Raw genomic sequence first — 20,924 nt, forward strand, 5'->3', positions numbered from 1 at the left:
CGCGAAGCGCCGGGTGAGGGCTCTCTCCACTAGGCGATTGTCCCATTGCGAAAGCACCCTCTCCCCAACCCTCTCCCGCAAGCGGGAGAAGGAGCCCACCTCTGCCGTTGCAGCTATCGAGCTTCATCTCGTCATGCTTTGGCAACGAATTGGCGGATGCCGCGTTTGCCTGACGGGCTAAGGTGCACCGTCATGCCATCTTCCGTGATCCGCTTCTTTCGCTATGCGCCCGATACGCGCGAGCTGAAGGTGACTTTCGTCAGCGGTCGCGTCTATGTCTACGAGGATGTTCCGGCCGAGCTCGCCGCCGCCCTCAAGGATGCGCGTTCAAAGGGAACGTTCTTCAACCAGCACATCCGTGACCGCTATGCCTGTCACGAGATCACGCGTGAATACTCCGGACGCGCCGGATCCTGATCACACGCTCATCGACATCGAAGAGGACGCGGTCGCGGACGCAGCCTGCGCCTGACGCTGCATCATCTGCCCGAACCAGTCGTAGGGCGAATTGCCGCCACCATTCGCGTTTGAAGAGCTGGATGCGCCAGGCACCGTCGTCGACATCTTGAAACCGTCGGCATAGGTGACGGTGGTGGTGGTCGAGCCGTCGGCATTGGTCGTCGTCGTCGAGGTCGACCCCCTGCTTGCCTTCGACGAGGACTCCGATCCGCCGCCCGACGCATCGCCCGATCCGCCGGCGCCTTGCGCGTGATGGCGGCCATGGCCGCTCGTCAGCGCCTTCGTCATTTCGCCGAGGCTGATGCCGTCATCCGAGTTCGCATCCATCTTCGAGAACACGTCGTCGGCCTGCGCCAGATTGGTGCCGCCGGCGCCCAGCGCATCCTCGAACTCGGACTTGGTGATCTTGCCGTCGCCATCCGCATCGATCTGCGAGAAAAGATCCTTCAGCGCCGCCTCCCGGTCCTTCGCGGTCGAGGACGCCGAACTCGACGAGGTCGAGCTGGTCGCGCCGCTCGCGCCGTCGGTCGACTGGCTTTGCGCGGCGATCAGCGCGCTCATAGTCTCTGGCGAGATCTGCGCGCAATTGCCCGAATTGACCGCCGAGGTCGCGCCGGCGGTCGTGTTGCTGCCGGTGTCGATCGCGAACGGATTGGTTGCGCCTTGGGAAGATCCCGTCTTCTGCGTTGCCGATGACGATTTCGAGTTCGTCAGCGACTGAATCACGTCGAGAGCGCTCGATACCGCACCGAGGGCGAACAACATTGCACAACTCCAACCGATGCGGCATGCCGCGGCCAATGTTCCGAAGACGACTTCAGCAAGAGACGACGTCAGAAAGAGACGTCAGCAAGCGTCGTGCCAGCGTGAAAAGCTCAATGAAATCCGCCTTCGCTGCGCCTTGCACGGCTAGGGAACACCGGCAATTCGTGCCGGTCGCGGCAGAAATTTCCGCCCACAGGAAGCAGCTTCCCCCTGCATTGCCCGCCGCGGAGGCCCATGTTAGGCGAGGCCATTCTTCTTTCGGCCGCCACCGGAAACTGCGCCATGACCCAAGCCTTCGCCCCTCGCCCCCTGGCCATCGCGCCCTCCATCCTCGCCTCGGATTTCTCAAGGCTCGGCGAAGAGGTGCGCGCGGTGGACGCCGCCGGCGCCGACTGGATCCATCTCGACGTGATGGACGGGCACTTCGTTCCCAACATCTCCTACGGCCCTGATGTCATCAAGGCGATGCGTCCGCATACGAAGAAGATCTTCGACGCACATCTGATGATCTCGCCCTGCGACCCCTATCTCGAGGCCTTCGCGAAAGCCGGGTGCGACCACATCACGGTGCATGCGGAGGCAGGTCCCCACCTGCACCGTTCGCTCCAGGCCATCCGCGGCCTCGGCAAGAAGGCCGGCGTCTCGCTCAACCCGGGCACGCCGATCAGCGCGCTCGAATACGTGCTCGACCTGGTCGACCTCGTGCTGGTGATGTCGGTCAATCCCGGCTTCGGCGGCCAGGCCTTCATCCCCTCCGCGATCGGCAAGATCCGTGACATCCGCGCGATGACTGCGGGACGCCCGATCGACATCGAGGTCGACGGGGGTGTCGGTCCCGACGTTGCCGGCGCGCTCGCGGCGGCCGGCGCCAACGCCTTCGTCGCTGGCACTTCCGTGTTCAGGGGCGGCACGCAGGAGGCCTACAAGACCAACATCGCGGCCATCCGCAATGCGGCGCTAGGGGCGCGCGGCGAAGCGATTTGAGCTGGATCGAGAGCCCGCAAACCTGCGGCTCCTAACGGTGTTGCGGTGCGCAATGCCTCAAACTGCAACCTTGATCCGTACTCATCCGGACTTCACTGATTCGCGCAAATCACCGCAAGTAACTCCTGCCTGCTTTTGACGGGAGCACATCATGACGACGACCCTGGTTTGGACTGGCGTAGCGTTGTGGTTCGGATTCAATGCGGCGATTGCAGCTCGCAGCCTCTACGTGGCGCGACCGGTGAAGGCCCCAACTTCGGCCCGCATCATCCCCCTTCATCGTCACCGGGGCTGAGCGCGATGCAGATCGCACTCGTGAAGCGCCAGCCGAAGCGCAGGTGCCGGATCCCGCGTCGCCCGCATCCGAGCCTCGATGACTTCTTCGGCCGCCTCGAACGCGCCGACGGCACGCTGGACAACGTTGCCAGGCCCGACAATTCGGACCTCGACCATTCGTTCTCCTCGCAGCGCCGACACTGAGATTTCCTCTTCCGGACCGCCTCCCATGAAGCCGCACTGCCCGAATTGCCTGAAGGAAATGACCAAGGCGTCCGCGTCGCGTAACCTGTTCAACTGCGAGCCCTGCCGCGAGATCATCCAGTATTTTGGCGGCGGCGCGGATCACGGCGAGCCCGGCCCGCAATTCTCCTGGCCGATCCGCCGTAAGCGCGCGGCTCACACCGTCCACGCGGCCTGATCCGCCGCTCGGAGGCGCAGCCCTATCCGGCCGCCTCGCCGGCATCCGCTTCGGCTGCATCCCCCGCCATCCGCGGCGGCCGCACCACGGTGACGGTGCAGGCTGCTTCCGAGGCCACCTTGGCCGAGACGCTGCCGAGCAGCGTACGGCGGAACGAGCTCTGCCGTGCCCCGATGATGACGTGGTCGACCTGGTTGACCGCGGCGAACTCCAGGATCGCAGCGGCGGGATCGACGGCTTCCAGCACATGAACCGACAGCCGGCTCTCGTCCAGCTTGAGCGGCGTCGCCCAATGCCGGAGCGCGACCAGGCGGTCGATATGCTTGTTGGAGCCCTGCTCGTCGAGCGTCCGGTCGATCGCGATGCGGTTGAGCTTGAGCACGTTGAGGCAGGCAAGCCGCGCCGAGGGCAGCGTGGCGAGGATGCGCTCGGTCGTCACGCGCAGCGCCTCGTTCAGCTCCGGTGCGCCCTCTACCGTGTCGAGCGCCACCGTAAGAATTGGGCTCGACGCGATCTGCGCCGCGACATCCGATTTCGCCCGTGGCTGCATGACGCCCTGATTGAAGCGGCGCCGCCACGCGATGCCCAGGGAATCACGCTTCAGCCGCTCCGCGCGCGCGGTGAGCTTGACCTGATCCGGATGGGTGAGGTCGAAGGCGAGCTGGGATGCCGTCGGATAGCGCCACACCGGCTCGATCTCGAGGCAGCGCAGCACCACCTCCTGGAGCCAGGGTGGATAGTCGGCGCGCAATGCGCGCGGCGGATAGGGATCGCGCCACAGCCGGCGCCGCATCGCGCGCAACGTCTCACCCTCGCCGAAGGGACGCTCGCCCGTGGTGAAGAAATAGAGCAGCACGCCGAGCGAGAACAGGTCACTGCGCGGATCGTCGCGAACACCAAGCAGCCGCTCGGGGGCCATGTAAGGCGCGGTCCCGTAAGGCAGGCGGAATTCTTCCTGCAACAAATCAGGCAGATGGTTGTGGTGCGACAGGCCGTAATCGATCAGCACGGCCTCGCCGCTGTCGCGGAACATGATGCTGCTTGGCTTGATGTCGTGATGAATCACGTTCTGCCGGTGCAGGTCGGCGAGCGCGGTCGCGATCTTCGCCACGAGCTGCCGCGCCTCGTCATAAGGCAGCGGCAGGTCCGGCAGCCGCTTGTAGAGCGTCGTGCCGACGATGCGCTCGATCACGACATAGGCCTGGTGCGCGAAATCCCCGGTGCCGAAACAGGCCGGCACGTGCGGCCCTGCGAGCCGCGGCAGGATCATCATCTCCATCTCGAAGGAGACGATCGCGGCGGGATCCTCGCCCTCCGACACCCGCGGGATCTTCATCAGCAAGGGCACATCGATGCCGGGATGGGTGACGGTCCACAGCGTCGCCATTCCGCCGGCATGCACGCACTCGCCGATGGTGAAGCCGTCGATCACAGCGCCTGATTTGACCAGCGGTTTCGGCATCGCCGTCAGCGCCCCTGCGAGAGGCGGTCGGCGAGCCAATGCGGCAGGCCGTTCTCGCGGATCCGGTTTGCGGCCGTCTCGATATCGTAGGGCGCGCGGCAATAGGTGATCTGGCACGAGACCGTGTCGAACAGCACGAAGGCCGCGGATGGATCGCCGTCGCGGGGCTGGCCGACCGAACCGAGCACGGCAAGCCATTGCCGCCCGCGCAAGAGCTGCACAGACACGTCGGTCTTCGGCACGAAGCTCGTCATCTTCGCCGTCACCGACATCGAATAGAGCGCCGGACGGTGGATGTGGCCGCAGAAGGTGACGTGGGCGGGCGTCGATATCAGGCTCTTGGCGGCATCGGCCGTTGATCGGACATAGTGCCAGCGCTGCGGGCTGGAGGCTTCCGAATGCACGAACAGACGGCCGTCGTCCTCCACCAGCATCGGCAATTCGGCCAGGAACCGCCGCTGCGCGCTATCGAGCCGTCCGCGGGTCCATTCGATCGCGACCTGCGCCTCGACATTCATGGTCTCGGCCGAGGAATTGACCGCCTGGTCGTGATTGCCGCGCACGGCAATGGCGCCGCCGGCGACCAGCTCCATCGCGGTGTCCACGACCCATTCCGGGTCGGCGCCATAGCCGACGAAGTCACCGAGCAGGACGAAGCGCTCCGCGCCTTTCGCGCGGGCCATCTTCAGGCACGCCTCGAACGCCTGCCGGTTGCCGTGGATATCCGAGAAGACAGCTAGGAGCACGCACCCTCCACCCTCAAATCTTATCGGAAGCCGATGAGGCCAAATTGAGGGACGTCAAGAACATGCGCCGGCGCGGGTCGGTTTTCCAGCGGGTCGCTGCCGCGATGGTGAAGGGCCTATTGCTCGTCCTTTGGCGGCATTCGGGGCGGCGGCAGCGGCGTGAACACGGCGCTTTGCGCGCCGGCCGGCGGGGCGTTGAACTCGCCGGTCGAGGAATCGCCGCCACTGGTCTCCAGGATCGTCTTCGGTGTCACATATTCCCGCACCATGTCGATCAGGCTGCCGTCACCGCCGCCGAAATCGGCGGCGCGCCCGCCCTGCGGATGCCCGGCCGCGATCTCGTTCTGCGCCGCATGGGTCTTGTCGGCCAGCCTGTCGTCGTAGGGCACCCGGAACGCTCGGGGAATGCCGCTCGGCCGATTGTCTTCGTCCAGCGCCTCGACCCACAGGTAGATCGAGCCGGGGTCGCCCTCCAGCGAATGCGGCTCGACGATGCGGGCCTGAAGCAGCTTGAAGGCGGCCGGCATCCGGTCGGAGCTGGCCCAGCCGAGCAGCCCGCGCATCTCGGTGAAGCTGACGACATAGAAGGCGCTGGTCACGACCACCGCGACCGCCTTCAGTGACCAGTGCAGCCTCGCATAGACCAGCACGACCAGCAGCAGAGCGCCTACGACGGCGTAGGCGACCGACAGCGAGAGGATGACCGTCTGCAGGCTAATCACGGCGCACCCTCGTAGCGTTCTTGCTCAAACCGGTTTTGGGGTCAAGATCGCCGCCGTTGCGCCAACTGCTGCGAAACGTCTCCAGCAGCGACTTCGGCCGCTGATCCACGTTGACCACCTTGCCCTCGGCATCGAGCCGGAACCGGACCGCGGTCTTCTCGTCGCCGGTGTGGTCGAGCGTAAACTTGTTGTCGAAGATCACCTGCGCGGTCGGATTGAGCTTCTGCACCTTCACATTGGCCGTCACGGGCTCGCCGGTCGTCGCGACGAAATGCGAGACGTTGACGGTGTATTCGCCGGCGAGGATACCGCGCACGGTGACGATCTCCTCGCGGATCGGCGAGGCGATCTTCTTGCCGGCGACGATGATGAAGTCATTGGCGCCGCCGCGATCGTCCCGGTCCAGCGTGAGGAAGCCGGCCTCGCGGTGGCGATACCAGGCGATGTTGCCGGCGGGGTCCTGCACGAACAGGTCGAGATCGTCGGGGTGATTGTCCGGCCAGTCCAGCGTGATCATGAACTCGGCCTTGGAATCGATCTTGCCATCCTTGGCGTCCGGCGAGACCGCAAGCAACGCCAGAAAGAACAGGAACGCGATCACTTGGAGCGCCTTGAACAGCATCACGCCCAGCGGATCGAACGGCTCCTCGCGCGGATAGAGACCGAAATCATCCATCATGACGGCGTTCCAGATCCCCTGCGCTCCAGGACCGGCGTCACATAGGTCTCGGTCAGCACCACCGCATCCGAGAACACCCGCTGGGTCGCAGCATCCAGCATGTAGTACTGGATGCGGACCAGGATCGAGCCGACGAGGCCCGCCAGCGTCGTGTACATCGCCACCGCCATGCCGTCGCTCATCAGCCCCATCGAGGACCGCATCGCGGTCTTGTCGGCGGCATCCAGGCCCGCGATCGGCGCCAGCATGATGATGAAGCCGATGATGGTGCCGAGCAGGCCGAGCTTCATCAGCGTATCCGAGACGAAGGCGCCGAAGCCGTTGGAGCCGCGCAGGCGGTCGGCCAGCGTCCGCAGCAGCAGCGTCTGGTCGACCGGCCGGTAGCCTTGCGCAGCGGCCTTGGTCACGAGGCTCTCGATGTGATCGCGCACGAGGCCGCGCGGCAGCGCGGTCGCCCCCGCATCCAGCGCCTTGCTGCCGCCGGCAGCCGACAGCACCGCCCGGCAGCGCCGTGCCGCGGCGCCCTCCCGCGCGATCGCCCGCGTCCGCAGGAAGCAGTGGCCGCAGGTGACGACATAAAGCACTGCGATCACGCTCGAAATGTAGGTGCGGTCCGAGGTCAGCATCAGGTGGATCAGGCCGAAGCGCCATAACAGCACGACGGCGAAGACCGAGAGCCCGGTGAAGATCATCCAGAACAGCAGCGCGCTGCGCTCGGATGGGTCGGTCGCGGTCCCTGCGATCGGTCCAATCGTCATCGAACTCATGCTGCACTGCTCCTGACTTGCGACGATCGGCTTGCGACGATTGGCCGAGAAAGATTCTTGCCCGATTAGATCAAAGCCGCGGCGCCAGGTCCAAAGACCCATGCCCAATCCGGCTTGGGAAATTTGCCCGAGCTGCCATCCTGCCGTTCCCCGCAATTGGCAAGGCGCGGCGGCGTTGTTAGGCTGAGCTTACCAAAGGTTGGGGGTGATCGCATGCGCCTCGTGCTTCAGCTCGTCGCCCGTCTGCTGCTCATCGTGGCGCTGTGCCTGGGAGCAGCGACGGTGTGGGCCACGTTTGACGCCTATCGCAGTGTCGACCGGGCGACGGCGGCCTCCGCGCAGCGGGTCGCGCAGGCGCTTCAGGCGCTGTACTGGCGTGAGCTCTTGTTGCGCAGCAGCAGAGCCCGCGAGCATCTCTTGCCGGTTCCGGATTGGCGCACGCTGGAGACGATGAAGCTGATCTCGCCCGGCGTCTGCGTCGAGTTCCAGCCAGCCGCGGCGTTCGAGAAGCCGCTCTGCGGCCAGAGCCAAGGCATCGGCAAGACACCACCGCGCTGGTTCGCATCGATCGTGCCGACCTTCCTCGGCAGCCACGCCGAGGTGGTGCGGCCTGTCAGTCCCCGCGCGGCGGCCGCCGGCACGGTGGTTGCGACGCCGGACGCCGCCGCCGCAATCTCGCTCGCCTGGGAGTACATCCTCAACGTGATCGACATTGCTCTGCTGATGGCGGCGGCAATCGCTCTGCTGGCTTCGCTCGCGATCGCGCACGCGCTGGCGCCGGCACGCACCATCGTCACCGCCTTGCAGCGCATGGCGCGCGGCCAGTATCGCACGAAGCTGCCGCGCTTCCGTTCGATGGAGCTTGCGATGATCGGTAGCGCCGTCGATGCGCTCGGCGGCCGGCTGGAGGAAGCGACCGAGCAGCGCGCGGCGCTGACACGGCGGCTGATCGAGATCCGAGACGACGAACGCCGCGCGCTCGCCCGCGAGCTGCACGACGAATTCGGACAAAATCTCTCCGCTATCCTCGCCTTCGCCAATACCATCGAGACGGCGAGCGCGAAGGACGACAGGGATAGCGGCATTGCGCAGGATGCGCGCATGATCTCGCAGGCCACCCATCATCTGATGGCCTCGCTGCGCGATGCCTTGAAGCGGCTGCGCAATCCCCTGCCCGAGGAGCTTGGGCTCGAGGCCAGTCTCGTCAATCTCGTCGACAGCTGGCGCTCGCAGAGCGCGGCGCGGCCGACGATCCAGCTCGACCTCAGGGGTGATCTCACCGACATCAGCGGACCGGCGGCCACCACCGCCTATCGCGTGGCGCAGGAATGCCTGACCAATGCCCTGCGCCACGGCTCGGCGCGCGAGATCTCGTTGCGGATCGAGCGCCAAGCCGGCGAGGACGACGCACTCCTGATCCGTGTCGAGGACGACGGCGGCGGCGATGCGGAGCGCGTCGCGCAATCGGCCGGCTTCGGCCTCACCGGCATCCGCGAACGTGTTGCAGCCGCCGGTGGATCGCTCTCGATCCTGCCAGCGACCCGGGGCCTCAGTGTGGCCGCCACCATCCCGCTCGCCGCGTGAGGCCGAGATGAGCGAGGTTGCGGCAACAGGAATCTCCGTGCTGCTGGTCGACGACCACCCCATCGTGCGGCAAGGCTACCGGCGCGTGCTGGAAAGCCAGGGCGATCTTCGCGTCGTGGCGGAAGCCGACAACGCCGCGGACGCCTATGGCGCCTTCAAGGCGCACGATCCCGACGTCGTCGTGCTTGATATCTCGATGCCCGGCGCGAGCGGGCTGGAGGCAATCCGCAACATCCGTGCGCGCAGCCCGCGGGCGCGCATCCTCGTCTTCACCATGCACAACGAAGCCGTGCTGGTGAAAGCCGCCTTCGGCGCCGGCGCCTCTGGCTTCGTCACCAAGAGCAGCGAGCCGTCGGCAGTCGTGAATGCGATCCGCAGCGTGGCGCGCGGCGAGCGCGCCATGAGCGACGACATCGCGCATATTTTAGCCGAGGACAGCCTGTCGCCGACCGGTTCGGCGCTGGATCAACTGGGCGAGCGCGAGATCGAGATCCTGCGCCAGTTCGCCGGCGGCGCCACCACCGAGCAGATCGCAACGCATCTCAATCTCAGTGTGAAGACGGTGCAGAACTATCACTATCTGATCAAGTCGAAGACGGGCGCGCGCACGGACGCGCAACTCGTGCGGCTTGCGGCGTCGTGCGGGTTGACGAGGATCTAGCAGCAGAGCTGCCACATCTCTTCAGTCCCTTGAACCTTCTCGATGTGCCGAGCGGAATGGAACGGAGACCGTTCAGTTTCGGTTAGCAACGGAGTGAAGGAGTAACGGTCATGAGTAAGGGTCATCACAAAACAGTCGACCATCCCCCGATCATCACAGTAGGCGAGCTTATTGACGAGCTTTGCCGCCTGCCGGACACCGCCGTCGTCCACTTCCGCTGCCCAATGCTCGATCAGGAACTCACATTCTACAGTCTTCGAAAGCGGTCGAAGGACGTCGTTGAAATCGCGGTCAATGCAGATCCGGAGAGTCCGCCGGTCGTGCCCTCGTCCGACCCTGCTTTCCACACGCGAAGACACCAGGCTTCCTCGCCCTCGCTTCGCGACGGCCCCCTGCTCCACAAGGCGAGAGGTTGATTAGCCGCACCGCTTTTGAAGGGATCCTGCGGCTTTAGGCCGCCTCCAGCCCACGCAGCAGCAGCGCCAGCGTCGCATCGACGCGCGCGGAGAGATCGGCATCCTTCCACTCGTCGGCATGGGCCGGATGGTGGAAGCGGACGGTGGCATCGAAGATGGCGCGCGCAGTGGTCTTGACGTCCTCCACCTCGAATACGCCCTGCTTGACGCCGTCGGTCAGGATCGCTGCGATCTGGTCGATCATGGTGTCCTTGTGACATTTGACGGCCGCACAGGCCTCGCGCGCCAGCGTCAGATAAGTCTGGAACATCTCGGGGTCGTCGAGCACGCGCGAACGCTTGGCGGCGAACAGCATGCGCAACCAGCGATCGAGCCTGTCAGGCGCGGGGCCCTGCTCCCCGGCGATCGCGCGCAACGGCGCGTCGATGCGGTCGAGCCAGCGTTTGGCAACGGCCTCGCGCAGCGAGGCCTTGCTCGGGAAATGGCGATAGACGCTGCCGTGGCTCACATCGAGCGCACGGGCAACGTCGACCACCGTGGCCTTGGCAAGTCCGAAGCGCCTGAGCACGTCCTCGGTGACTTCGAGGATCCGCTCCGGCGTCAAGACAATAGCTTCATTCATGCCAGCACCATGTTCCCGTTCAGGGCTCAGTTACCCGGCAGTAGGACCGCTTCCGAAGCGCCCTGGCCGGTCGTTCGGAAAGCCTATGCCTTAATGAGGCAGTTTTGCAGCCTGCGCCGCGATCTGGCGCGCCACCAGCAAATTGAGCCAATGCCCAATCACGCCGGTAAAATTGAGGATTTCGGTCGTCATTGTCTTAAGTCTCCATTCGTCCGCGGTCCCCGTTCTTCAATCCACCCTCCGATCCGAACTTGCTTCGGATGTCGGGCTCCCCGGGGCTTGTCGCGGGACGCCCAATCGGAGCGTCCGGAGAGGGATATACACCTCTCGATGACAGATTTCAATATCTGTCAGTCAATGATCCGTGATTGATAGCCAATTTTTGCTCCGGCGCAGGCTCGCCCCGCCCGACCGGTGGATAGTTGCCCCCGTACCCAGCTCCCTGAGCCGGATCGTTTGTTTCGCCCTCCCCGCTCTGCTAAATCGCGGCGTAAAAAGCATTTTGGCCGGAGCCCACGCCCCCAGCATCCCCAGGGGTGTCCCGCCCACCTCTTGGAGCCGTCAGATGATTCCCCGCTATACTCGCCCGGAAATGGCCTCGATCTGGGAGCCGCAGACCCGGTTCAAGATCTGGTTCGAGATCGAGGCGCATGCGGCGGACGCGCTCGCCGAGCTCGGCACCATCCCCAAGGAGGCCGCCAAGACCGTCTGGGCCAAGGCCAAGGACGCCACGTTCGACGTCGCCCGCATCGACGAGATCGAGCGCGAGACCAAGCACGACGTCATCGCCTTCCTCACCCACCTTGCCGAGATCGTCGGCCCCGAAGCGCGGTTCGTGCACCAGGGCATGACCTCCTCCGACGTGCTCGACACCTGCCTCAACGTCCAGCTCACCCGCGCCGCCGACCTGTTGCTCGCCGATCTCGACAAGGTGCTCGCCGCCCTGAAGAAGCGCGCCTTCGAGCACAAGATGACGCCGACCATCGGCCGCAGCCACGGCATCCATGCCGAGCCGGTCACCTTCGGCCTCAAGCTCGCTTATGCCTATGCTGAATTCTCGCGCGCCAAGGAACGCCTGATCGCGGCGCGCAAGGAGGTTGCGACCTGCGCCATCTCCGGCGCCGTCGGCACATTCGCGCAGATCGATCCCCGCGTCGAAGCGCACGTCGCCAAGGCCATGGGCCTCGTGCCGGAGCCGATCTCGACGCAGGTGATCCCGCGCGACCGTCATGCGATGTATTTCTCGACGCTTGGCGTGATCGCCTCCTCGATCGAGCGCATCGCGGTGGAGATCCGCCACATGCAGCGCACCGAGGTGCTGGAGGCCGAAGAGTTCTTCTCGGAGGGACAGAAGGGCTCGTCCGCGATGCCGCACAAGCGCAATCCGGTGCTGTCGGAAAACCTCACCGGCCTCTCCCGCATGGTGCGGGCCTATGTGACGCCGGCGCTGGAGAACGTCGTGCTCTGGCACGAGCGCGACATCTCGCACTCTTCCGCCGAGCGCATGATGGGGCCCGATGCGACGGTGACCCTCGACTTCGCGCTGGTGCGCCTCGCCGGCCTGATCGACAAGCTGCTGGTGTACCCCGCCAACATGCAGAAGAACCTCGACCGCCTCGGCGGCCTCGTGCACTCCCAGCGCGTGCTGCTGGCGTTGACGCAGAAGGGCGCCAGCCGCGAGGACGCCTACAAGCTCGTGCAGCGCAACGCGATGCCGGTCTGGCGCGGCGAAGGCGATTTCCTCCAGCTCCTGAAGAAGGACACTGAGGTGAAGAAGTATCTCACCGACGCCGAGATCGAGGAGCAGTTCGACCTCGGCTATCACCTCAAGCACGTCGATACGATCTTCAAGCGCGTGTTCGGGGAGTCGTAGGATCGTAGGGTGGGTTAGCCTTGCGGCTGCGCGAAACGCAGTCCGCTGGGCGTAACCCACCTCTTTCGCGTCCGCGGAGACAAACAGTGGTGGGTTACGCCGAGCAGATGCGCGTTGCGCATCTGCAGGGCGAACCCACCCTACGAGCAACAACAAAAACGGACCCCACCCAATGCCCATCGTCAACCGCATCGCCGCCCTGTCCGACGAAATGGCCGCCTGGCGCCATGACTTCCACGAGAACCCCGAGTTGCTCTACGAAGTCCACCGCACCGCCGGCATCGTCGCCGACAAGCTGCGCGAGTTCGGCTGTGACGAGGTGGTGACGGGCATCGGCCGCACCGGCGTGGTCGGCGTGATCCGCGGCCGCAAGTCGGCCTCCGGCAAGACCATCGGCCTGCGCGCCGATATGGACGCGCTGCCGATCATGGAAACCTCGGGCGTGCCTTATGCGTCGAAGGTCCCCGGCAAGATGCACGCCTGCGGTCATGACGGCCACACCGCGATGCTGCTCGGTGCCGCCAAATATCTCGCCGAGACGCGCAATTTCGACGGCACTGCGATCATGATCTTCCAGCCCGCCGAGGAAGGCGGCGGCGGTGGCAAGGCCATGGTCGAGGACGGGCTGATGACGCGCTGGAACATCCAGGAGGTCTACGGCATGCACAACATGCCCGGCCTGCCGGAAGGCCATTTCGCAACCACCGCCGGCGCGATGCTTGCATCTTCCGACAACATTCAGATCACGGTCCACGGCAAGGGCGGCCACGCCGGCGCCGGCCCGCACAAATCGATCGACAGCGTGCTGATCGGCTCGCAGATCGTCAACGCGCTGCAATCGATCGTCGCGCGCAACGTCGATCCGCTGAAGTCCGCCGTCATCTCGATTACGCTATTCCACTCCGGCACAGCCTTCAACATCATCCCCGAAATCGCCGAGCTCGCCGGCACCGTGCGCACGCTCGATCCTGAGGTGCGCGATCTCGTCGAGCGCCGCATCGGCGAAGTCGCCGACAGCGTCGCCCGCGCCTATGGCGGCTCGGCCGAGACGAAATACACGCGGATGTATCCGGTGACGATGAACCATGCGCGCGAGGCCGGCATCGCCGCCGAGGTCGCCCGCGACATCGTCGGCACCGAGCGCGTCAACGACAAGTTTATCCCGATGATGGGGGCCGAGGATTTTTCGTTCATGCTGGAAGCGCGTCCCGGCGCGATGATCCTGGTCGGCATGGGCGACGGCAACGAGTGCCATCACCCGGCCTACGTCTTCAACGACAACATTTTGGGCCACGGCGCGTCGTACTGGGTGCGCCTGATCGAGACGCGGATGCCGGCGGGATAGCGCCCCGCCCCGGCGCCGTCCGTTTCAATTGCAAACCTCAGTCAAGCCGCCGCCGTTGACGGCGACGCTTGGCGATCGTCCCAATTTGCACCCGGGACGAAGCGGCCGGCAGCCGGCATTCGTACAGACGATCTGGCCCGACGAAGTGGCTTGCGGCGCTGCTGGCGATGACTCGCCTTTCTTCCGTTCCGAGTCGCGCCTTGCGGACTCATCGCGCGTCGCGACGGGCTTCTTCTCGGGGATCTTTTCGCACTCGTTGTCGTCGCTGACACGGTAGCCTGCCCGGCATGTGATCTTGCTGCATTGGTCGCCATCGGCCCTGAAGCCATGATCGCAGACTAGTGGGCAGACCCGCCCCGACTTCGCTTTGAGGGCGTCGAACACGTCCGGGCTGGCAAGCTTCACGTCGAATTTCGTACCGGCGTATTTGTTGAACAGCGTCAGCGAACGCTGTGCCGTCTCGCTCCAGTCGCTATTCGGCTCAGTCTTCATGCAGCCGACGCGGCGCAGTTCGAGTTGGACCGATTTCGCGAGATCGGCGGGCGGCGGAGAATTGGACGGGGGCGACAGCGCAGCAACCTTCCGGCCTTCGGCGCCCGCGGCCTGCTTCGCCGCGGCCTCAGCCGCTGCCTTTTCGACCGCCTGCTTCTCCGCGAGCGACTTAGCGGCCGCGGCCTCCGCCGCCTTGCGCTCGCGTTCGGCCGCTTCAGCCTTCGCCTGCTCGATCTGCTTTTGCTTCTCCGCAGCGATCCGCGCATCTTCGGCAGCTTTCGCGGCGGCCGCGGCTTTTTCCAGCTCCGCCTTCTGAGCGCGTTCTGCGGCGAGCTTCACCTTTTCCTGCTCGGCCAGCCGCGCCTTCTCCGTCGCCGCCGTGCGCTCCTCCTCGGCGGCAATCTTCTTCAACTGCACGCGGGCAAGGTTGGCGTAAAAGCCGTCCGGATAGGTCTGCAGAAATGCTTCCCAGGCCTCACGGAGCCCAGCCTGAAGGGCAAGCTCGTAGTCTCTGCGCACGCTGTCCTGCGGATTGGCTTGCGGACCGGCAACGGCCGCCGGCTTCGCCGGCACCAGCGGCACGTCGTCGCCGCCGAGGGAACCATAGACATACGGCTCCTGCTTGTAGCTGGTGGCCTTGAGCACATCGTCGCGGACGAATCCAAAGGCCTTGCGCAGGTCTAGCCCGGGTTTCGGCAGATGGTCGCTCAATGCCACCGCAAACGGGCTGTTGCGGGAGTCACCATCCGACGCCGTCGAGCCGGCCTTGGCCGCGAACGCAATCATCGTGTTCGGACTAGTCGGCTCGACCTTGGCAAGCCCGCGGCCGATTGCGCGCGAGGCCACCGTGCGCTTCATCGTCTTGGCAAACGGATTGTCTCGGCACGCATCGAGAATGACGAGCCGCAGCTGTTTGGCCGGCTCGATGCTCACCAGCACGCGATCGATCGGCAACGCCTCGTCGTAGACGTCGGTGTCGGTCTCGAGCGCGGCATCGGTCGGGATCAGATAGTTGGTGCCGTCCAGCTCCATGCCGTGGCCCGCATAGTAGACGATCGCGACATCGGCATCGCGCGTCCGCGCGCCGAATTCGCGCAGCGCCTTGCGCATCTCAGGCGCGTTCAAATCTTGCCTGACGTCGACAGTGTCGAAGCCGGCCTTCCTCAGCATGGCGCCGATCAAGCCGGCGTCGTTCACCGGATTGGCAAGCTTCGGCACGCTCTTGTAAGCGGAATTGCCGATGACGAGCGCGACCCGCTTCTCGGCCTGCGCCGGCGCGCATGTGCAGAGAATTGTCAAAGCCAGTGCGTAGAAGAAGCGGACGATATTCACGCAATCACCTGCAGGGCCTTGATGAATTTGCATTAAACGGGTCAGGTAAGTTAGTTGCACACTTCGTAGGAACCGCCGGCGGCCGCGTTTGAGGCGGCTCGTCCAGGGATGAGCGTGTTGACGAGCCGACATCCTTTCTGCACCGGGCGGCATCCTGCCGAATTGCAGAAGATCTGCCCGCTCGCCTCCGGCTTGGAGGGCGCTGCTTCGGTTGCCTTCCGGTCTGCGTCCCGCCTCCTCGATTCCTCGCGCGTCGCGACCGGCTTCTTCTCCGGGATCTTCTCGCATTCGTTGTCGTCGCCGACGCGAAAGCCGGCGCGGCAGGTGATCTTCACGCATTGATCGCCGTCCGCTTTGAAACCGAAATTGCAAACGAGCGGGCAGACCCGTCCCGGTTTCGCCTTCAGCGCATCGAGTGCGTCGACGCTGGCCAGCTTCACGTCGAACTGGGTGCCGGCATATTTGTTGAACAGCGTCAGCGAGCGCTGCGACGCGGCGCTCCAGTCGCCGTCGGCAACAGCGGAGAGGCAGCCGACGCGGCGCAATTCGCTCTGCACGGACTTCGCCAGATCGACAGCGGATAACGTGGATGTCGGTGCAGGCGAGAGAGCAGCCACCTTCTGGGTCTCGACCTCGGGCATCTGCCGATCAGCGGCCGGCTTTGCAGGCTGCTCCGCCTTCTCCGCGGCCTGCTTGGCCGCAAGCTCGGCCTTGGCCTTCTCGGCCGCCTGCTTCTCGGCCAGCGCCTTCGCAGCCGCCGCTTCGGCCACCTTGCGCTGCTGCTCGGCCGCCTCGGCCCTCGCCTGCTCGATCTGCTTCTGCTTCTCCGCGGCGATCCGCGCCTCCTCGGCCGCCTTGGCCGCGGCGGCCGCCTTCTCCCGCTCGGCCTTCTGGGCGCGCTCAGCGATGAGCCTTGCCTTTTCCTGCTCGGCCGCCTTGGCTTTTTGTTCGGCCGCAGCGCGCGTCTCTTCGGCCGCGATCTTGTTCAGCTGACCTTTGGCCAGATTGGCGTAGAAGCCGTCGGGATACGCCGCTAGAAACGCCTCCCAGCCTTCGCGCGTGGCAAGCTGGAGCGCAAGTTCGTAATCCCTGCGAATGGCATCCTGCGGGTTGGCCTGCGGACCGGTTGCGGCTTGCTTCGCGACGAGGGGCACGTCGTCGCCGCCGAGCGAGCCGTAGACATAGGGCTCCTGCTTGTAGCCGGTACTCTTGAGCACATCGTCGCGGACGAAGCCGAAGGCCTTGCGCAGGTCAAGTCCCGGCTTCGGCAGATGCTCGACCAGTGCCGTAGCGAATGGGCTGTTTCTGGCATCGCCGTCGGACGCGGTCGACCCTGCCTTGGCCGCGAAGGCAATCATCGTGTTCGGGCTGGTCGGCTCGACCTTGGCGAGGCCGCGTCCGATCGCGCGCGAGGCCAGCGTGCGCTTCATCGTCTTCGCGAACGGATTGTCGCGACAGGCGTCGAGAATGATCAGGCGCAGCTGCTTGGCCGGCTCCACTGCAAACAGTGCACGCTCGACCGGAATGGTCTCGTCGAGAACGTCGCCGTCTGTCTCCAGCGTGGCGTCGGTCGGAATGAGATAGTTGTTGCCGTCGAGCTCGATGCCGTGACCGGCGTAATAGATCACCGCCATGTCGGCATCGCGCGACCTGCCGGCAAATTCGCGCAGCATGCGCCGCATCTCGCTGGCGCTGAGATCCAGCCTGACATCCACGGAATCGAAGCCGGCCTTCTTGAACATGCCACCGACCAGGGTGGCATCGTTGACGGGATTGCCGAGCTTCGGCGCGCTCTTGTAGGCGGAATTGCCGATCACGAGCGCCACCCGCCGGTCGGCATGCGCCGATCCGCAGGTAAGGCCCATCGCAAATATCAACAAAGCAAATAGCCGAAACGGAATCACTTGCGTCCCCCCGGATGCAATTCCACGAGACTATTCGGAAGCATCGCCGATTGCTAATCCTTCCTACGTGATGCCTGTCACATAAGACGCCCTAGTGGGGGTATGGATAATGCGGCGCACCGTCGCCCTGCTTTCGGACTGACGCCGAAGCCGTCTGTCGGGATCGCTACATCTGCACCACCTCGTGGCGCATCACGAACGGTGCAAGCAGCGCATGCACCTCGTTCGCGACTACGTCGCGCTGATCCGGTGGCAGGCCCGCAAGCGTCACGGTGGCGATCGAGCCGTGGCTGCCATGGGCACCGACCCTGACCTTGCAATCGACGCCGCGCTCGACCAGCGGCGCCAGCACCTTGGTGAACACGCGCTCGGCCGCGTCCCAGCGCAGCTGCGGCTTGAACACCTTGCCGACGCCCGTCACCGGCATCGGATTGATCGGAATCACCTGCACCGGCACGGCGGCGCGCTCCGGCGTGCGCTCGCGCACCCACGTTTCGAGCTCGCCCGGCTCGACGCTCGCGCCCGGCTTCAACTGCACGTAGCCCACCGGCAGCTCGCCAGCATAGGCGTCGGGCTGGCCGACCACGGCGGCGAAGCCGACGGCGGGATGTCTGAACATGATCTCCTCGATCGGCGCCGGATCGATGTTGTGGCCGCCGCGGATCACGAGGTCCTTGGCGCGACCGGTGATCCAGAGATAGCCGTCGGCATCGAGCCGGCCGAGATCGCCGGAATTGACCCAGACATCGTCGACGAAAGCGCCCTTGTTGTGCTCGTCGTTGAGATAGCCGCCGAACACGCCGGGCCCGGCCATGATGACGACGCCAATCTCGTCGGGCGCACAGTCGCGGATCAGCCGGCCATCGGAATCGAGCTGCACGATGCGCACGCGCGCGTAAGGCATGGGAAGGCCGACCGAGCCGAGCCGGATCGGCCGCGACGGATAGGCCAGGGTGTGCACGCTCGAGGTCTCGGTCATGCCGTAGACCTCGACCACCGGCAGCTTGAGCTTGTCCTGGATCGCCGAGCCCACGGCGACGGGAATCGCCGAGCCACCGCCCGCGGCATATTTCAGGCTGGAAATATCCGCGTCGCCCGGCGGCACCGCCAGCGTAGCGGCGAGCACGGTCGGTACACTCGACAGCGCGTCGGGCCTGTAGCGTTCGACGAGCTGCCAGATGTTCTTCACCGCATTCGGATTACGCCAGCCGCTCGGCGACAGCACGACCAGCGAGCCGCCGCTCGACAGCGTCAGCAGCACCTGCGTCAACGATCCGCCAACGTGAAACAGCGGCATTCCGAACAGCAGATTGGAGCCCGGCTTCGCCTTCAGCAGCAGATTGAGCGCCCAGGCCTGATAGACCTGGTTGGCATGGGTGTGCCGCACCAGCTTTGGCGTGCCGGTGGTGCCGCCGGTGTGGAAATAGGCGGCGATGTCGGCACCCGAAATCTTGCGCCCGCTGACAAGCCGGTCCGACGGCTGCTGCTTGATCAGGTCGCCGAAGGCAAAGATGCCGTTGGCGGGATCGCCGCCGCCGAACACCTGCACGATGGCCTTGAGATGCTTCAGTTGCGGGCGGATCTGCTCGACCTTCTGCCAGATGTCGGTGCCGGGCATCGGTCCGAGCGCCACCAGGATTTTCGTGTTCGCGGCCTCCAGGATCTCCGCGATCTGGTGCGGCTCGAGCAGCGGATTGACGGGATTGGCGATGCCTGTGGCCTCCGCGCCGAACAGCGTCACGAAGGCATCCGGCACCAGCGGCAGCATGAAGCTGATGATGTCGCCCTTCTCCGCACCCAGCGCGTGAAACATGTTGGCGGCCTGCGTGACGCGCGCGATGAAATCGCGATACGTGACCACGACCGGCGTGTCGGCGGGATCGGCGTTTTGCAGGAACTGGATCGCCGCGCCGTCGGGGTTGCGCGCTGCACCCAGCCTGATCGCGTCATAGGTGCTCTCGGCCGCGACGCGATCGGCATAAGGAATCTGCTCGAAGGCCCGGACGTCGGCGTCCGTCAAGAAATCCGGATAGTCGTTGCCGATGAGCCGATCGAGCGCATGGATGCCCGCCATGGAATTTCGTCCTCCCTCAGATGCATGTCCCCGCCCCCTGTCTTTTGACATTTTGGTTCGGCGCGGCCTCGACCGATTTGCCGGTCGAGCGGGAACACAATGATGGATGATTTGGCGTTCGTCCATCGCCTACCGGCCGCGGCGGTCGCCCTCGATCCAGACCAAATTGAACCTCCGCGCCGGATCCGGGGACCAAGAAACTGGCGCCGGACTCCCCCGCCGGCGTCCTGCCGCAAGACTTGAGGTGATCATGCCTACGCATCTGCGGAACCGCATCACAGGGCTGCTCGTCGTACTCGCCATGGCGATCGTGCTGCCTCGCGTGGCGTTCGCCGACACTCAGTTCGACAAGATGCGCGCCAAGGTCGCGGCTTTCGTCGCCGACAAGATGGAGAAGCTGGGCGGATCCCGCATCATCTACAAAGTGGACACCGATGGCTTGCGGGAGGCGGTCGTCACGGATCTGCGCGATGACGCCTACAAGATCCTGCGCGAGGGACGGATCGCCTTCTCCGGCCTTGCGATCCGCGACGGCGGCGTCGAAGTGAAGATCGCGGACGCCAAAGGTCGCGAACAGCTCACGCGCAAGCTCGCCTCGGCGGCGGAGGGATTGCCCACGCACGCGCTCACCGTGACCGACGCCGGCGACGGACTGATCAGGCTTGCGCCGACCGACGCCGCATCCGCCGCGCGGCAGCGCGATCTCGTCGAAGATTCCATCGCTATGATCGAGCAGCGCCTCAAGGACGCCGGCATCACGCTCGCCAGCGTCCAGCCCGAGGGAACGGACCGCATCCGCATCTTCCTGCCTGGCGCGATGGAGCCCGAGCGCATCACCGCGATCTTCGCCAAGAAGGTGCGGGTCAGCTTCCGCCTGATCGATCTCTCGATGCCGGCGGAGCAGGCGCGATCCGGCACGCCACCCATTGGCACGGAAGTCCTGCTCGGCTTCAAGGACAAGCTTCCTTATCTCGTTGCCAAGGACAGCGCGCTCGACGGCGACGACATCAGCTATGCGGGACCGGGATTTACGAGCGACACGAAGGAGCCGATCGCCTCGTTCCGCTTCAACGGCCGCGGCACACGGCGCTTCGCCCACATCACCGCAGAGAACGTCGGAAAGCCCTTCGCCATCGTGCTCGACGACAAGGTGATCGCCGCTCCCGTGATCCGCGAGCCCATCACCGGCGGCTCCGGCCAGATCTCTGGCAACTTCACCCTGGAAGAGGCCAACAGCGTCGCCATGCGGCTGCGCGCCGGCTCGCTGCCAGGACGTCTTGGCCTCGTCGAGCAGCAGGTCGTGCAGCCCGCCGCCAAGCCCTAAGGCGGAGATCGGGCGG

The 20,924-nt window shown here is 65.2% G+C and carries 19 protein-coding genes; 9 read left to right on the plus strand and 10 right to left on the minus strand.

Features of this window, described 5'->3' with window-relative positions; genetic code table 11:
• Positions 1 to 192 precede the first annotated feature (192 nt).
• Positions 193 to 417, plus strand: coding sequence for a KTSC domain-containing protein (locus tag CWO91_RS13965; protein WP_130213981.1), 225 nt, complete (start codon positions 193 to 195; stop codon positions 415 to 417).
• Here the strand turns inward: CWO91_RS13965 and CWO91_RS13970 are convergent, their stop codons facing one another.
• On the minus strand, positions 418 to 1,224 hold the full coding sequence (locus CWO91_RS13970; RefSeq protein ID WP_130213982.1) for an EF-hand domain-containing protein: 807 nt from the start codon (positions 1,222 to 1,224) through the stop codon (positions 418 to 420). It abuts the gene before it with no gap.
• A gap of 282 nt (positions 1,225 to 1,506) precedes the next feature.
• On the opposite strand from CWO91_RS13970, the gene rpe reads away from it, so the two are divergent.
• The 3 genes from rpe (at position 1,507) to CWO91_RS13985 (ending at position 2,905) form a co-directional block, all read left to right on the plus strand.
• Positions 1,507 to 2,208 (plus strand): ribulose-phosphate 3-epimerase, encoded by a 702-nt coding sequence (rpe, locus tag CWO91_RS13975; RefSeq protein WP_130213983.1) that lies wholly within the window; start codon positions 1,507 to 1,509, stop codon positions 2,206 to 2,208.
• 300 nt (positions 2,209 to 2,508) lie between these two features.
• Entirely contained in the window at positions 2,509 to 2,688 is a 180-nt protein-coding gene (locus CWO91_RS13980; RefSeq protein ID WP_130213984.1) for a hypothetical protein, read from the plus strand.
• 25 nt (positions 2,689 to 2,713) lie between these two features.
• On the plus strand, positions 2,714 to 2,905 hold the full coding sequence (locus tag CWO91_RS13985) for a hypothetical protein (RefSeq protein ID WP_130213985.1): 192 nt from the start codon (positions 2,714 to 2,716) through the stop codon (positions 2,903 to 2,905).
• 22 nt (positions 2,906 to 2,927) lie between these two features.
• On the opposite strand, the gene CWO91_RS13990 is transcribed toward CWO91_RS13985, so the two are convergent.
• The 5 genes from CWO91_RS13990 to CWO91_RS14010 form a co-directional block, all read right to left on the minus strand.
• Positions 2,928 to 4,367 (minus strand): serine/threonine protein kinase, encoded by a 1,440-nt coding sequence (locus tag CWO91_RS13990; protein WP_130213986.1) that lies wholly within the window; start codon positions 4,365 to 4,367, stop codon positions 2,928 to 2,930.
• Between the two features lie 5 nt (positions 4,368 to 4,372).
• Positions 4,373 to 5,113: a metallophosphoesterase family protein gene (locus CWO91_RS13995; RefSeq protein ID WP_130213987.1), complete on the minus strand. Its 741-nt coding sequence runs from the start codon at positions 5,111 to 5,113 to the stop codon at positions 4,373 to 4,375.
• A 116-nt stretch (positions 5,114 to 5,229) separates the two neighbouring features.
• Positions 5,230 to 5,835 carry a hypothetical protein gene (locus CWO91_RS14000; protein WP_091888981.1) on the minus strand — a complete coding sequence of 202 codons (606 nt, stop codon included), beginning with the start codon at positions 5,833 to 5,835 and terminating at the stop codon, positions 5,230 to 5,232.
• Complete coding sequence (locus CWO91_RS14005; protein WP_130213988.1) at positions 5,828 to 6,514, minus strand: hypothetical protein; 687 nt, start codon at positions 6,512 to 6,514, stop codon at positions 5,828 to 5,830. The genes CWO91_RS14000 and CWO91_RS14005 overlap by 8 nt, the downstream gene beginning before the upstream one ends.
• Complete coding sequence (locus CWO91_RS14010; protein WP_130213989.1) at positions 6,511 to 7,281, minus strand: MotA/TolQ/ExbB proton channel family protein; 771 nt, start codon at positions 7,279 to 7,281, stop codon at positions 6,511 to 6,513. Before CWO91_RS14010 ends, CWO91_RS14005 begins: the two co-directional genes overlap by 4 nt.
• 213 nt (positions 7,282 to 7,494) lie before the next feature.
• Between CWO91_RS14010 and CWO91_RS14015 the strand changes: the two genes are divergently transcribed.
• Both CWO91_RS14015 and CWO91_RS14020 read left to right on the plus strand, forming a co-directional pair.
• Positions 7,495 to 8,865: a sensor histidine kinase gene (locus CWO91_RS14015; protein ID WP_130213990.1), complete on the plus strand. Its 1,371-nt coding sequence runs from the start codon at positions 7,495 to 7,497 to the stop codon at positions 8,863 to 8,865.
• A 7-nt stretch (positions 8,866 to 8,872) separates the two neighbouring features.
• Positions 8,873 to 9,526 (plus strand): response regulator, encoded by a 654-nt coding sequence (locus CWO91_RS14020; protein WP_130213991.1) that lies wholly within the window; start codon positions 8,873 to 8,875, stop codon positions 9,524 to 9,526.
• Positions 9,527 to 9,976: 450 nt separating this feature from the next.
• On the opposite strand, the gene CWO91_RS14030 is transcribed toward CWO91_RS14020, so the two are convergent.
• Positions 9,977 to 10,564 carry a TetR family transcriptional regulator gene (locus CWO91_RS14030; RefSeq protein WP_165405441.1) on the minus strand — a complete coding sequence of 196 codons (588 nt, stop codon included), beginning with the start codon at positions 10,562 to 10,564 and terminating at the stop codon, positions 9,977 to 9,979.
• Between the two features lie 565 nt (positions 10,565 to 11,129).
• Between CWO91_RS14030 and purB the strand changes: the two genes are divergently transcribed.
• Positions 11,130 to 12,437, plus strand: a complete 1,308-nt coding sequence (purB, locus tag CWO91_RS14035; RefSeq protein WP_091888994.1) for an adenylosuccinate lyase — start codon at positions 11,130 to 11,132, stop codon at positions 12,435 to 12,437.
• 172 nt (positions 12,438 to 12,609) lie between these two features.
• A complete protein-coding gene (locus CWO91_RS14040; protein ID WP_130213994.1) occupies positions 12,610 to 13,782 on the plus strand; it encodes a M20 aminoacylase family protein in 1,173 nt (390 codons plus the stop codon).
• 24 nt (positions 13,783 to 13,806) lie between these two features.
• On the opposite strand, the gene CWO91_RS14045 is transcribed toward CWO91_RS14040, so the two are convergent.
• The 3 genes from CWO91_RS14045 to CWO91_RS14055 form a co-directional block, all read right to left on the minus strand.
• The gene (locus tag CWO91_RS14045; RefSeq protein ID WP_130213995.1) at positions 13,807 to 15,639 is read right to left on the minus strand and encodes a caspase family protein; all 1,833 of its coding nucleotides are present in this window, start codon (positions 15,637 to 15,639) and stop codon (positions 13,807 to 13,809) included.
• A 17-nt stretch (positions 15,640 to 15,656) separates the two neighbouring features.
• On the minus strand, positions 15,657 to 17,471 hold the full coding sequence (locus tag CWO91_RS14050) for a caspase family protein (protein ID WP_130213996.1): 1,815 nt from the start codon (positions 17,469 to 17,471) through the stop codon (positions 15,657 to 15,659).
• A gap of 205 nt (positions 17,472 to 17,676) precedes the next feature.
• Entirely contained in the window at positions 17,677 to 19,584 is a 1,908-nt protein-coding gene (locus tag CWO91_RS14055; protein ID WP_130213997.1) for an acyl-CoA synthetase, read from the minus strand.
• A gap of 250 nt (positions 19,585 to 19,834) precedes the next feature.
• On the opposite strand from CWO91_RS14055, the gene CWO91_RS14060 reads away from it, so the two are divergent.
• Complete coding sequence (locus tag CWO91_RS14060; protein WP_130213998.1) at positions 19,835 to 20,908, plus strand: SecDF P1 head subdomain-containing protein; 1,074 nt, start codon at positions 19,835 to 19,837, stop codon at positions 20,906 to 20,908.
• The last annotated feature ends 16 nt before the right edge of the window (positions 20,909 to 20,924 follow it).

It is taken from the genome of Bradyrhizobium genosp. SA-3 (assembly GCF_004212635.1).
Lineage (GTDB): Bacteria > Pseudomonadota > Alphaproteobacteria > Rhizobiales > Xanthobacteraceae > Bradyrhizobium.